The following is a 13305-nucleotide window of genomic DNA, read 5'->3' as shown; positions in this document are numbered from 1 at the left end:
CGATTCGGGCGCGGCGTCCGAGCCTTTCCCGAGCCGACCCAGGACGGTCATTCGTCGGTAACGCCCGATGGCTAGCGTCACGCGCCACCTGGCGCCGGACGCTGGGTGGCTGTACCGGACGCCGTCCTGGCGCCCGGCCGGAAAGCTGGAGGAGCGTCCATGAGGAACCGCACGAAGCTCGCCGTTGCCGTCGCCGTGACCGCGGCGGTCGCCGTGCCCGGCACCGCCTTCGCCGCCGCGCACGTCTTCCGGCCCGATCCGCACCGGGCCCACTCGTTCGTCACCGGGGACACCCCGCTCATCGCCGACGGCGTGGCCATCGGCAAGCACGTCTCCTGGTACAAGTCCTCGGGGCTCGGGCCCGCCGCGCGCAACACGGCGCCGGGCGCCTCGCCGGAGGAGCGCTACATCCCGACCGACGTCTTCCCGGGCGGCGAGCTGCCCGACGGCGTGACCCTCACCGAGGCCCAGGGCATCAACGCGCTCACCCGCATCGGCGAGAACCTCGAGCGGGCGGGGCTCGGGTACGACGACGTCGTCTCCATGCGGGTCTTCCTGCAGAACCCCGACGGTGAGGAGCAGATGGACTTCGCCGGCTGGAACCGGGCCTACCGGCAGTTCTTCGCCAACACGAACCTGGCCACCGGCGAGGTGCTCGACGTCCAGCTCGGCTCGGCGACGACCGAGCCGATGGTGGTCAACGACGCCCGTCCGTCCCGCTTCGCGCTGGAGGTCGAGAACCTTCCGGTGGACGGATGGCTGGTCGAGGTGGAGGTCGACGCCGTCTACCAGCGCTGAACCCTGTCTCCGGTGCGTCCGGGCCGGCCGGTCAGACGCCTGAGGCGTGCTGCACCGGCCATGCCCCGGACGCGCCAGGGCCCTCCAGCCCCTGCTCGCGGCGCCACTCGTTGAAGCTCACGGCCCACTGCCGGTGCGCGCCGATCTGCTGCCGGTGCAGGTCGGCCAGTGACATGCGGCCCAGCTGGGGGAACCGGCGTGCCAGCGCCTCCAGGACGTCCAGCGTCGCGAGCACGTCGACCTCGGCGGTGTGCAGGTCGCCGTCGGAGACCACGCCGTACCACTGCGAAAGGTCGCCCAGGCGGCGCTTGCCCGGGCGGTAACGGTCGAGCCACCGGTCGATGACCAGCGGGTCCACGACCGGCTCCACCGGGTGTCCCAGGCGCTGGGGGAGGGTCTTGAGCCCGTGGCGCACGAGCTCCGCGTCGAGCAGCGAGAGGTCGAACGCCGCGTTGTAGGCCACGACGGGCACACCGTCGGCCAGGTGCTCGGCGAGCTGGGCGGCGATCTCCTCCAGCGCCTCCAGCGGCCGGACGCCGTGGGCCCGGGCATGCTCCGTCGAGATGCCGTGGATGGCAGCGGCCTCCTGCGGGATCTCGACACCCGGATCGATCAGCCAGGTGCGGACGTCGGTGCCCACCCCGGGCCTGCGCAGCACGAGAGCCGCGGTGACGATCCGGTCGCCCGTGACGTCCACGCCCGTGGTCTCGGTGTCGAAGCCCAGCAGCGGCCTGTCGATCCAGGTCTCGTTCATGGTGTCCTCCCTGCTCGTCCCGGGTTTCCGGGCCACACTCGTCCAGCCGCGCCCGCATCCCTGGTGCGTCCACGGAGAACCTTGCCACCGCTCACTGACACCGCGGCTCACGACACCCGCGCACATCACGGACCACTGCGCGCCGTGTCACCGGCGATAGGTAGGCTTGGCGGGTGAGCAACGAGATCGAGATCGGACGCGGCAAGCGCGGGCGGCGCGCCTATTCCTTCGACGACATCGCGGTGGTGCCGTCCCGGCGCACGCGCGACCCGAAGGACGTCTCGGTCGGCTGGCAGATCGACGCCTACCACTTCGACCTGCCGATCGTGGCGGCGCCGATGGACTCCGTGATGACCCCGGACAGCGCCGTCGCGCTGGGCCGGTTCGGTGGTCTCGGCGTGCTCGACCTGGAGGGTCTGTGGACCCGGTACGAGTCGCCCGAGCCGCTGCTGGCCGAGATCGCCGCCCTGCCGGCCGGCGAGGCGACGCACCGGATGCAGGAGATCTACGCCGAGCCCATCAAGCCCGAGCTGATCACGCAGCGGCTCAAGGAGATCCGGTCCGCCGGCGTCACCGTCGCCGGCGCGCTCACCCCGCAGCGCACGCAGGAGTTCTACAAGACGGTGGTCGACGCCGGCGTCGACCTGTTCGTCATCCGCGGCACCACGGTCTCGGCCGAGCACGTGTCGGGCAACGCCGAGCCGCTCAACCTGAAGCGGTTCATCTACGAGCTGGACGTGCCCGTCGTCGTCGGTGGTGCGTCGACGTACACGGCCGCCCTGCACCTGATGCGCACCGGTGCGGCCGGCGTGCTCGTCGGGTTCGGCGGTGGCGCCGCGCACACGACGCGCGTCAGTCTCGGCATCCACGCGCCCATGGCCACCTCGGTGGCCGACGTGGCCGCGGCGCGCCGCGACTACCTCGACGAGTCGGGCGGCCGGTACGTGCACGTCATCGCCGACGGCGGGGTGGGCCACTCGGGCGACATCGTCAAGGCCGTGGCCTGCGGTGCGGACGCCGTCATGCTCGGTGCCGCGCTCGCCCGCGCCGCGGAGGCGCCGGGCAAGGGCTTCCACTGGGGTCCCGAGGCGCACCACCCGCAGCTCCCGCGCGGTGAGCGCGTCGAGGTGGGCACGGTCGGCACGCTGGAGGAGATCCTCTTCGGGCCGGGCAAGCAGGCCGACGGCACCCTGAACCTGGTCGGCGCCCTGCGCCGGGCCATGGCCACGACCGGCTACTCCGACCTCAAGGAGTTCCAGCGGGTCGAGGTCGTCGTGTCGCCCTACCAGCCACGATGAGCACCGTGTCCGACGGCGAGCGGCTCGCGCCCGTCCTCGCCGCGGCCCCCGCTGCCGACGGCGAGTTCGTCGAGATCACCGATGCCGACGTCGACCAGGTCGTCGAGCTGTGGCAGGCCTGCGGGCTGACCCGGCCCTGGAACGACCCGCACGTCGACATCGCGGAGGCCCGGGCCGGTGCCGCGTCCACCGTCCTGATCGCACGGGCGGGCGGCCGCGTGGTCGCCTCCGCGATGGCGGGGCACGACGGTCACCGGGGCTGGCTGTACTACGTGGCGGTGGCTCCTGACCTGCAGGGATCGGGTCTGGGCCGGGCGGCCGTGGTGGCCGCCGAGGCGTGGCTGGTCGCACGAGGGGCACGCAAGATCCAGCTCATGGTGCGGACCACCAACACCGGTGTGCTGGGCTTCTACGAGCGCCTGGGCTACGCCGACCAGGAGTGCACGGTGCTGGGCCGATGGGTCGAACCCCGCTGATTTCGCAGTGCGGATCGGCGCGCGGTTGCACTCACCGGGATCAACCGCTCTGAAAGTCAGTTTCACACACCTATCAATACGTGGTGCAGGGTTTTGCGCGTAGGGTGGCCGCCATGATCGACGACGCAGCAGCCGAAGCAGCGGCTAGTGGTGCGGTCGGCGGCGTGCTCGACCCGGAGCACCCGCAGGGGACCTTCGTCCTCGAGCCCGGGGTGATGGCCCCCCTCGTGGCTCGGATCGCCACCTCCGAGGGATCCGGCACGCACCGGTCCATGTGCCCGTTCACGGGTGCGCCGCTCGTGACGTTCCCGGTCTCCTCGGCCGAGGACGTCGCGGCGTCCGTCGTCCGGGCGCGCGTCGCGCAGCGGGGCTGGGCACGCCGCCCGGTCCGCGAGCGTGCCGGGGTGCTCCAGCGGCTCGGACGGATCGTCCTGGAGCGCCAGTCCGAGGCCCTCGACCTCGTCCAGCTCGAGACGGGCAAGGCCCGCCGCGCTGCCTTCGAGGAGGTCGCGGACGTCGCCCAGGTCGCCCGGCACTACGCCGTGCGCGGCGAGCGGTACCTGGCCGCACGGCGCGCCGGCGGCATGATCCCCCTGCTCGCGGGCGCCCGCGTGCACCGGAGGCCCGTCGGCGTGGTCGGCGCGATCGCGCCGTGGAACTACCCGCTGGTGCTCGCGCTCGCGGAGGCGCTGCCCGCGCTCCTGGCCGGCAACGCGGTGGTGCTCAAGCCGGATCCCCAGGCCACGCTCACCGCGCTCTGGGCGGCGGAGGCGCTGGACGACGCCGGGCTGCCCGCGGGGCTGTTCCAGGTGGTCGCGGGCGGTCGCGAGGTCGGCGAGGAGCTGATCGAGCACGTCGACCACATCGCGTTCACGGGCTCGACGGCCACGGGGCGCAAGGTCGCGGCGCGGGCGGGCGAGCGCCTCATCGGCGCCACGCTGGAGCTGGGTGGCAAGAACGCCCTGTACGTGGCCGACGACGTCGACATCGACACCGTGGTGCCGGGCATTGTGCGGGCCTGCTTCTCGAACGCGGGTCAGCTGTGCGTGTCCGTCGAACGCCTCGTGGTGCACGAGGCGATCGCCGACGAGTTCGTCGCGAAGTTCGTGCGTGCCGTGCGGAATTTGCGGCTCGGACCGGCCCTCGACTACACCGCGGACGTCGGCTCGCTGACGTCGGCCGCGCAGCTCGACAAGGTGACCGCCCACGTCGACGACGCGCTGGCCCGCGGAGCGCGGGTGCTCGCCGGCGGGGTGCACCGCGCCGACGTCGGCCCCTACTTCTACGCCCCGACCGTGCTCGACGACGTTCCCGCGCAGGCGACGGTCGCGCGGGAGGAGACGTTCGGGCCCGTCGTCACGATCACGCGTGTCGACTGCGACGAGGACGCGGTCACGGTCATGAACGACACCGAGTACGGCCTGCACGCGGCCGTGTGGTCCCGCGACGTCGGCCGGGCGCGTCGTCTGGCGGAGCGCATCGAGTGCGGGTCGGTGGCGGTCAACGACGGGTACACGATGACGTGGGGCTCCGTGGCGGCGCCGATCGGTGGCTGGAAGGCGTCCGGGCTGGGCGGCCGGCACGGGGCGGCGTCGATCGACGGGCTCACGCGGCAGCAGACCGTGGTGACGGCGCGCGGCGTCCGGTTCGGCGCGACGCTCGACGCCCTGTACGGGCTCGGCGGGGACACGCCGAGCCGGGTGCTCACGACGGCCCTGACCGCGATGCGCAAGCTGCGCATGGGGTGAGTGAACGGTCTTCACCGGTACGCTCGTCCGCATGACGACGCAGCTGGCCGCCTTCTGGAAGACCGCGAACTCGCTGCCGCTGGTCGGCGGGCTCCTCGGCAAGCGGATCTTCAGCCTGGCCTACGGTCTCAAGGCCCCGTACTTCGGCACCATCGCCCCGCGCGTGGTGGACATGCGGCCGAACTACGGCGAGGTGGTGGTCCCGAACCGGTGGCGCAACCGCAACCACATCGGCACGGTGCACGCGATCGCGGTCTGCAACGGGCTGGAGATGGCGATGGGCTCGCTCGCCGAGGCCACGGTGCCCGACGACAAGCGGTGGCTGCCCAAGGGTATGGAGGTCTCCTACCTCGCGAAGTCGACCGGCGACGTCACGTGCATCGCCGAGACCGACCAGGCGCAGTGGGACGGCGACGACAAGGACCTGCCGGTGCGGGTACGCGGTGTGCTCGCGGACGGGACGGTCGTGGTCGAGGGCACCATCCACCTGTGGGTCACGCCGAAGAAGCGCTGACCTGTCAGCGGGGGCGGCGTCGGCCCAGGGAGCGGACCGCGGCCTTCCAGCTCGCGGGCAGCTCACGCACGTGCCACCAGGCCCACTGCGCCGGCTGCACGCTCGCGGCGCTCACGCCCACCCCGACGGCGTCCAGCCCGGCCTCGACGCAGGAGTAGAGGGTGCGGCGCAGGTGGTAGTCCTGCGTGACGACGACTGCGGTGCGCACCCCGAACAGGTCGTGCGCCCGTCGGCACGTCGCCGTCGTGTTGAAGCCCTCGCGGTCCAGCACGATCGCGTCGTCGGGCACGCCGAGGTCGTTGTCCAGGAGCCAGGCGCGCATCGAACCGGGCTCGTCGTACCGAGTGCCGTCCGGGTTGTCGTGCGCGTCGCCGCTCAGGATCACGGTGGGTGCCACGCCCGCGCGGTAGAGCTCGGCCCCGCCCTCGACACGACGCCGCAGGTAGGTGGACGGCGTGCCGTCGGAGCGGAGGCCGGCGCCGAGCACGATGACGGCGTCCGCCTTCTCGATCTCGCTCGCGTCGTTGCGCACCCGGGCGTGGCCGGTGGCCTGAACTGCGACGACGGGGACGGTGAAGGCGACGGCCAGCACCCCGGCGACCAGGCCGGCGACCTTGAGTGGACTCACGCCGCGAACGCTACCGCGTCCGGAGCGGGCCCAGAGCGCGCGCCCTGCGGCTGGTCGGCACGATGTCAGGTGATCGGCCGCCCGAGGTGCCGATCACCTGACATCGTGCCGACCACCCTCAGGCGGCCAGCAGGGCCAGCTCGGAGCGCAGGTTGGCCGCGGCGGCGTCCTCCCAGCGGGCGGCGCCCGCAGCGGTGCGGAAGAGGTGGCCGTCCGCCAGGAGGGTGCTGAGCACCTGGGACCGGCCGGCGCGGAACAGCGGGTCGGGTACGTCGCAGTACTCCGCGCGGACCTGGTGGGTGTAGCGCGCGTAGACCGCGGGGCTGCCGCCCAGCACGGCCAGGTCGGCGTCGCTGACCAGGCCTCCGACGGCGTCGTCGGGCGCCGGGTCGTGGTCCGCCGTGACCATGACGAGCCGGGCGACCTCGTCGACGTCGTCGGCCGAGACACCGGTGCCCGCGAGCGGGCCGAGCAGCTCGGCCACCAGGTCCGCGGACCGTTCCTCGTCCTGCCGGGCGATTCCGCCCTCACCCCGCGAGGTGTCCTCGCTGCGCTGCGGTACCTCGCGGGGACCCCGGCCTCCGTCGTGCACCGCGTCGTGGAACCACAGGGCGAGGCGGGCGCGCCAGAGGTCGCGCTCGGCGACGCCGTGGGCGGGCGCGATCTGGTCCAGGGCGTCGAGCGCCACGGCCAGGTGCAGTGTCGAGTGGTAGACACGGTGCGGCTCGCGCCAGCGGTCCACCAGGTTCTCGCCCGCCGCGCGGGCCAGGCTCGGGTCGGCCCACAGCCCGTCCCACCGGGTCAGGAGCGCCGCCCGCTTGGCGCGACCGCGCTCGGCGCCCGAGACCCGCAGGCCCGAGGATGCCAGCCGCCGGGCCAGGTCGCCGCCCTCGACGGGCACCGCACCGGCAGCGACCAGGTCGTCGTACCGCGCCGCCGGGACGTCGTAGTGGTCGAGGTCGAGGGCACGGTCCGGTACCTCGGCCGCCCGCGCGAAGAGGCGGAGCTCACGCAGCGACCCGTCCGAGACCAGGTGGGAGAACAGGGTCCCGTGGGCGGGCCAGGCGGGCGGGTCGATGTAGAGGGTCACGGGGCGAGGCTAACGCTGTTCGTGGCCCAGCCGATCAGCCGGGGCGTCAGCCCTCGACCAGCGCCGCCGCGAACCGCGCGATCGCCAGCTCCTCGTTGGTCGGCACCACCATCACCAGCGGCGCCTCCGCACCCGATCCGGCCGAGATCACCCGCGCCTCGTCCGACGCCGACTCGTTGGCCGCCGGGTCGATCGTCAGCCCCAGGAACTTCAGGTCCCGCACCACCCCCGACCGGACGGTGTGGTCGTTCTCGCCCACGCCGGCGGTGAACGTGAGCACGTCGATCCCGCCGAGCACCGCCGCGTAGGCCCCCACGTACTTGCGCAGCCGGTGGAGGTAGACGTCGCGTGCCAGCCGCGCGTCGAGGTCACCGGCCGCCACGAGCCGGCGCAGCTCACGCATGTCGCTCACGCCGGACAGCCCGAGCACGCCCGACTTCTTGTTGAGCAGGGTGTCCACGTCGTCCCCGGACATGCCGCCACGTACGAGGTGGAAGACGACGCCCGGGTCGATGTCGCCCGAGCGGGTGCCCATGACCAGCCCTTCGAGCGGCGTGAGGCCCATCGAGGTGTCGAGCGGCCGGCCGCCCAGGATGGCCGACGCCGACGCTCCGTTGCCCAGGTGCAGCACCACCTGCCGCAGCGTCTCGGGTCCGCGCCCCTCGGCCGCCAGCTTGGCCGTCACCGCAGGGTGCGACGCCACCGCCGCCGACACGAACTGGTGCGACGTGCCGTGGAAGCCGTACCGCCGCACGCCGTGCTCGGCCGCGACCTTGCGGTCCAGCGCGTACGTCGAGGCGGCGGCCGGGAGCGACGCGAAGAACGCCGTGTCGAACACCGCGACGTGCGGCACGTGCAACAGCTCGCGCGCCACCTCGATCCCGGTCACGTTCGCGGGGTTGTGCAACGGCGCCAGGGGGATCAGGTCGCGGATGCCGGCCACGACGTCGTCGTCTACCAGCGTGGGGGCGGAGAAGATCTCGCCGCCGTGCACCACCCGGTGGCCCACGGCGATGATCCCCGCGTCGGCCAGTGCTGGCCCCACCTCGTCGAACATGCCGGCGACCACCCGCAGTGCCTCGCCGTGGTCCGGCACCGCCAGGTCGCGCACGACCTTCTCGCCGCCCGTCTCGTGCTTGACCGTGCCCGACGACTGGCCGATCCGGTCCACGATGCCGCCTGCCACGGCCTCGCCCGAGTCGGGGTCGACGAGCTGGTACTTGAGCGACGAGGACCCGGAGTTGAGCACCAGGACGGTGCGCCGGTCGGGTGCGGAACTGCTCATGCGGTGGGCTCCTCGGTCTGGGCCTGGATGGCGGTGATCGCCACGGTGTTCACGATGTCCTGCACCAGCGCCCCGCGCGACAGGTCGTTGACCGGCTTGTTCAGGCCCTGCAGCACCGGGCCGACGGCGACGGCGCCCGCCGAGCGCTGCACCGCCTTGTACGTGTTGTTGCCGGTGTTCAGGTCGGGGAAGACGAACACGGTGGCGCGCCCGGCGACGTCGGACCCGGGCAGCTTGGACGCGGCGACCGAGGCGTCCACGGCGGCGTCGTACTGGATGGGGCCCTCGACCTCCAGCTCGGGCGTGCGCTCGCGCACCAGGCCCGTGGCGGTGCGGACCTTGTCCACGTCGGCGCCCGTGCCCGACTCGCCCGTGGAGTAGGACAGCATCGCGATCCGCGGGTCCACGCCGAACTGGCGGGCGGTGGCCGCCGAGGAGATGGCGATGTCGGCGAGCTCCTGCGACGTCGGGTCCGGGATGACGGCGCAGTCGCCGTACACGAGCACGCGGTCCTCCAGGCACATGAAGAACACCGAGGAGACCGACGACGTACCCGGCCTGGTCTTGATGATCTCGAACGACGGCCGGATCGTGTGCGCCGTCGAGTGGGCCGCGCCGGAGACCATGCCGTCGGCGAGCCCGAGGTGCACCATCATCGTGCCGAAGTAGGAGACGTCGGTGACGATCTCGCGCGCCCGCTCGACCGTCATGCCCTTGTGGGCGCGCAGCCGGGCGTACTCCGCGGAGAACTTCTCGACGTGCTCGGGGTCGTGCGGCGACAGCACCCGCGCGGCCTCGATGTCCAGGCCGAGCTCGGCGGCGCGCGCCCGGATCGGCTCCTCGTCGCCGAGGATCGTCAGGTCCGCGATCTGCCGCGCCAGCACCGTGGAGGCCGCGCGCAGGATGCGGTCGTCGGAGCCCTCCGGGAGCACGATGTGCCGCCGGTCGGCACGGGCCCGCTCGATGAGCTGGTACTCGAACATGAGCGGCGTGACCACCTGCGGCCGCGGCAGGTCGAGGCGGGCGGCCAGCGCGGTGGAGTCGACGTTCCGCTCGAACAGCGCCCGGGCGGTCTCCACCTTGCGCACCGACTCCTTGTCCACCCTGCCGCGGGTCGTCGCGGCGGCCCGCGCCGTCCGGTAGGTCCCCAGGTCGGTGGTGATGATCGGCAGCTTGGGACGCATCGCCTCCAGGAGCTGCGCCGGGCGGCCCTCCGGGTAGAACCCGCCGTTCAGCACGATCCCCGCCAGGGACGGGAACGACGGGGTCATGTGCGTCGCGAGCAGGCCGATCAGCAGGTCCGTGCGGTCGCCCGGCGTGATGACGACCGCGCCGTCGATCAGCCGCTCCAGCAGGTGCTCGAAGCTCATGGCCCCCACCTGCACGTCGAGCGCCTCGCGGCCCAGCAGCTCCGGGTCGCCCAGGACGAGCTTGCCGTCCACCGCCTCCAGGAGCTGGCCCACCGTCGGGGCCTGCAGGAACGGCTCCTCGGGGATGGTCCACACCGGAAGGTCCGGCTGCGCCTCGGCGAGCACGGCCCGCACCTCCCGCGCGCTGTGCGTGTCCGCGCGGTTGACCACCAGGCCGACCGCCTGGGCGTGGTGCGCGGCCAGCTCGGCCAGGCTCACGTCCACCAGCGCCCGCACGCCGTCCGGGGTGCGCTCGCGGCCCGCGACGACCAGCAGCACCGGGGCACCCAGATTCGCGGCGATGCGGGCGTTGAACGACAGCTCGGTGGGCCCGGCGACGTCGGTGTAGTCGGTGCCGAGCACCACCACCGAGTCGCAGCGCGCCGCCAGGTCGTGGTACCGGGACACGATGCGGCTCAGCGCCGCCTCGGGGTCGGTGTGCAGGTCGGCGTAGGTCACGCCGACGGCGTCGTCGTAGGGGATGTCGACGCCGTCGTGCTCCAGGAGGAGCTCCAGGACGTGGTCCCGCTCGTCCTCCCGGTCGGAGGTCGCGCGCGAGACGGGCCGGTAGACCCCGACCCGCTGGCCCTTGCGGACCAGCAGGTCGAGCACGCCGAGCGCGACCGTCGACTTTCCGCTCTCGCCCTCCGGGCTCGCGATGACGATGCTGCGGGTTGCGCCGGTCACGTGCTGCTCCGTGTTCACTTCGTGGGATTTGCTGCTACTCGTTGTCTCCACCGGTGCCGAGCGTAGCGTCTACCTGCCCGTTGTCGGACTGGTCCTGCGCGTCCGGCCACACCCAGTCGCGCACCTCCGGGATGTCGTCGCCGTGCTCGCGGGTCCACGCACGCGCACGAAGCCGCGCGTCCTGCATGCGCTGGCGCAGACCGGCGTGGGCGCTGCCGAGCGACGGCACGCGGTCGATGACATCGATCACCAGGTGGTACCGGTCCAGGTCGTTGAGCATGACCATGTCGAACGGCGTGGTCGTGGTGCCCTCCTCCTTGTAGCCGCGCACGTGGATGTTGGGGTGGCCCGTGCGGCGGTACGTGAGGCGGTGGATGAGCCACGGATAGCCGTGGTACGCGAAGATGATCGGCCGGTCGGTGGTGAACAGGCCGTCGAACTCCGAGTCGGTCAGCCCGTGCGGGTGCTCCTTGGCGTCCTGCAGCCGCATGAGGTCCACGACGTTGACCACGCGCACCTTGAGGTCCGGCAGCTCGCGGCGCAGGATGTCGGCCGCGGCGAGCACCTCCAGCGTGGGCACGTCGCCCGCGCAGCCGAGGACGACGTCGGGCTTCTCGCCCTCGACCTCGCTGCCCGCCCACTCCCAGATGCCGAGCCCGCGCGTGCAGTGCTCGACTGCGGTGGGCATGTCCAGGAAGTTGGGTGCGGGCTGCTTGCCCGCCACCACCACGTTGACGTACTGCCGGCTGCGCAGGCAGTGGTCGTAGGTGGACAGCAGCGTGTTGGCGTCCGGCGGGAGGTAGACCCGCACGATCTCCGCCTTCTTGTTCACGACGTGGTCGATGAACCCGGGGTCCTGGTGGCTGAACCCGTTGTGGTCCTGCCGCCACACGTGGCTGGACAGCAGGTAGTTCAGCGAGGCGATGGGCCGCCGCCACGGGATGTCGTTGGTGACCTTGAGCCACTTGGCGTGCTGGTTGAACATCGAGTCGACGATGTGGATGAAGGCCTCGTAGCTGGTCAGGAGCCCGTGCCGGCCGGTCAGCAGGTAGCCCTCCAGCCAGCCCTGCACCTGGTGCTCGCTCAGCATCTCCATGACGCGGCCCGCGCGGGCCATGTGCTCGTCCACCTCGGGGCCGATGTACTCGGCGTTCCACTGCTTGTCCGTCACGTCGTACACGGCCTGGAGCCGGTTCGACGCCGTCTCGTCCGGGCCGAAGATCCGGAAGTTGTCCGGGTTGAGCCGGATGACGTCGGTGAGCCACTGGCCCAGCACGCGCGGCGCCTCGGCCTTCGACCCGCCGGGCGTCGGCACGTCCACGGCGTAGTCGCGGAAGTCCGGCAGCCGGAGGTCCTTGAGCAGCAGGCCGCCGTTCGCGTGCGGGTTGGCGCTCATCCGCAGGATGCCGTCGGGCGCCAGCGCACCGATCTCGGGCAGCACGCGGCCGTCGTCGTCGAACAGCTCCTCGGGCCGGTAGGACCGCAGCCAGGTCTCCAGCACCTGGAGGTGCTCCGGGGTGTCCCGGGCGTTCGCGAGCGGCACCTGGTGCGCGCGCCACGAGCCCGTCGTCTTCTTGCCGTCGATCTCCGCCGGGCCGCTCCAGCCCTTGGGGGTACGGAACACGATCATGGGCCAGGTGGGGCGGCTGACGTCGCCCTGCCGCGCGCGTTCCTTGATCGCGGCGATCTCGTCGAGCACCTCGTCGAGCAGGGTCGCGAACCGGCGGTGCACGTCGAGCGGCGACTCCTCCTGGTCGTAACCGCCGTCGAAGAAGTAGGGCTTGTGCCCGTAGCCGACCATGAGGTCGTGCAGCTCCTCCTGCGGGATGCGCGCCAGGACCGTCGGGTTGGCGATCTTGTAGCCGTTGAGGTGCAGGATCGGCAGCACGACGCCGTCCTGCGCGGGGTTGAGGAACTTGTTCGAGTGCCAGGAGGTGGCCAGCGGGCCCGTCTCGGCCTCGCCGTCGCCCACCACCGCCGCGACCAGGAGGTCCGGGTTGTCGAAGGCCGCACCGTACGCGTGGCTCAGGGCGTAGCCGAGCTCGCCGCCCTCGTGGATCGACCCCGGCGTCTCGGGCGCGACGTGGCTGGGGATGCCGCCCGGGAACGAGAACTGCCGGAACAGGCGTCGGACGCCCTCCGTGTCCTGCGTGATGTCGCTGTAGACCTCGGAGTAGGTGCCGTCCAGGTAGGCCGAGGCCACCAGGCCCGGTCCGCCGTGCCCGGGACCCGTGACGTAGACGGTCTGCTGCTGCCGCTCCTTGATGGCGCGGTTCAGGTGCGCGTACAGGAAGTTCAGGCCCGGCGTGGTGCCCCAGTGGCCGAGCAGGCGCGGCTTGACGTGGTCCGCCGTCAGGGGTTCGCGCAGCAGTGGGTTGTCGAGAAGGTAGATCTGGCCGACCGAGAGATAGTTCGCCGCCCGCCACCAGGCGTCGAGGCGGTTCAGCTCGGCGGGCTCCAGCTCGTGGACACCGGTGGCGCGCCATCCGGTGGCCGTGTCGGGGGCTGCGGTGGTCGTCATCGCTCACGCTCCTACCTACGAGGTGCCTGGGATCTGTACCAGGTGGCTGCCTGTTCAGCGCCTGCCTGTTCATTCGAACGCAGAATGGGCCCACATG

At 72.2% G+C, this 13305-nt stretch carries 11 protein-coding genes; 5 read left to right on the top strand and 6 right to left on the bottom strand.

Annotated features, from left to right (window positions below):
- The first annotated feature begins 159 nt into the window (after positions 1–159).
- Positions 160–798: a Rid family hydrolase gene (locus ACO229_RS18260; protein WP_423462405.1), complete on the top strand. Its 639-nt coding sequence runs from the start codon at positions 160–162 to the stop codon at positions 796–798.
- 31 nt (positions 799–829) lie between these two features.
- Here the strand turns inward: ACO229_RS18260 and ACO229_RS18255 are convergent, their stop codons facing one another.
- Positions 830–1552: an exonuclease domain-containing protein gene (locus ACO229_RS18255; protein ID WP_397410359.1), complete on the bottom strand. Its 723-nt coding sequence runs from the start codon at positions 1550–1552 to the stop codon at positions 830–832.
- Between the two features lie 173 nt (positions 1553–1725).
- On the opposite strand from ACO229_RS18255, the gene ACO229_RS18250 reads away from it, so the two are divergent.
- The 4 genes from ACO229_RS18250 to ACO229_RS18235 all read left to right on the top strand — a co-directional run bounded on the left by ACO229_RS18250 (position 1726) and on the right by ACO229_RS18235 (position 5588).
- Positions 1726–2850: a GuaB3 family IMP dehydrogenase-related protein gene (locus ACO229_RS18250; RefSeq protein ID WP_397410361.1), complete on the top strand. Its 1125-nt coding sequence runs from the start codon at positions 1726–1728 to the stop codon at positions 2848–2850.
- Entirely contained in the window at positions 2847–3326 is a 480-nt protein-coding gene (locus tag ACO229_RS18245; protein ID WP_423462404.1) for a GNAT family acetyltransferase, read from the top strand. The genes ACO229_RS18250 and ACO229_RS18245 overlap by 4 nt, the downstream gene beginning before the upstream one ends.
- 113 nt (positions 3327–3439) lie before the next feature.
- On the top strand, positions 3440–5074 hold the full coding sequence (locus tag ACO229_RS18240) for a succinic semialdehyde dehydrogenase (protein WP_397431737.1): 1635 nt from the start codon (positions 3440–3442) through the stop codon (positions 5072–5074).
- A 31-nt stretch (positions 5075–5105) separates the two neighbouring features.
- The gene (locus tag ACO229_RS18235; protein ID WP_397410367.1) at positions 5106–5588 is read left to right on the top strand and encodes a hotdog fold domain-containing protein; all 483 of its coding nucleotides are present in this window, start codon (positions 5106–5108) and stop codon (positions 5586–5588) included.
- A gap of 4 nt (positions 5589–5592) precedes the next feature.
- On the opposite strand, the gene ACO229_RS18230 is transcribed toward ACO229_RS18235, so the two are convergent.
- From ACO229_RS18230 to ACO229_RS18210, 5 genes are all read right to left on the bottom strand, one after another.
- On the bottom strand, positions 5593–6216 hold the full coding sequence (locus ACO229_RS18230) for a SanA/YdcF family protein (protein ID WP_423462403.1): 624 nt from the start codon (positions 6214–6216) through the stop codon (positions 5593–5595).
- 118 nt (positions 6217–6334) lie between these two features.
- Complete coding sequence (locus ACO229_RS18225) at positions 6335–7306, bottom strand: DUF4031 domain-containing protein (RefSeq protein WP_423462402.1); 972 nt, start codon at positions 7304–7306, stop codon at positions 6335–6337.
- Between the two features lie 46 nt (positions 7307–7352).
- Entirely contained in the window at positions 7353–8591 is a 1239-nt protein-coding gene (locus ACO229_RS18220) for an acetate/propionate family kinase (RefSeq protein WP_423462401.1), read from the bottom strand.
- Complete coding sequence (gene pta / locus ACO229_RS18215; RefSeq protein ID WP_423462400.1) at positions 8588–10687, bottom strand: phosphate acetyltransferase; 2100 nt, start codon at positions 10685–10687, stop codon at positions 8588–8590. Before pta ends, ACO229_RS18220 begins: the two co-directional genes overlap by 4 nt.
- 34 nt (positions 10688–10721) lie before the next feature.
- Positions 10722–13208 (bottom strand): phosphoketolase family protein, encoded by a 2487-nt coding sequence (locus ACO229_RS18210; protein WP_423462399.1) that lies wholly within the window; start codon positions 13206–13208, stop codon positions 10722–10724.
- Between the last annotated feature and the right edge of the window lie 97 nt (positions 13209–13305).

Source organism: Promicromonospora sp. MS192 (assembly GCF_049532985.1).
In the GTDB taxonomy this organism is placed as follows: domain Bacteria; phylum Actinomycetota; class Actinomycetes; order Actinomycetales; family Cellulomonadaceae; genus Promicromonospora.
This window is presented reverse-complemented; position numbering and strand designations above follow the sequence as displayed.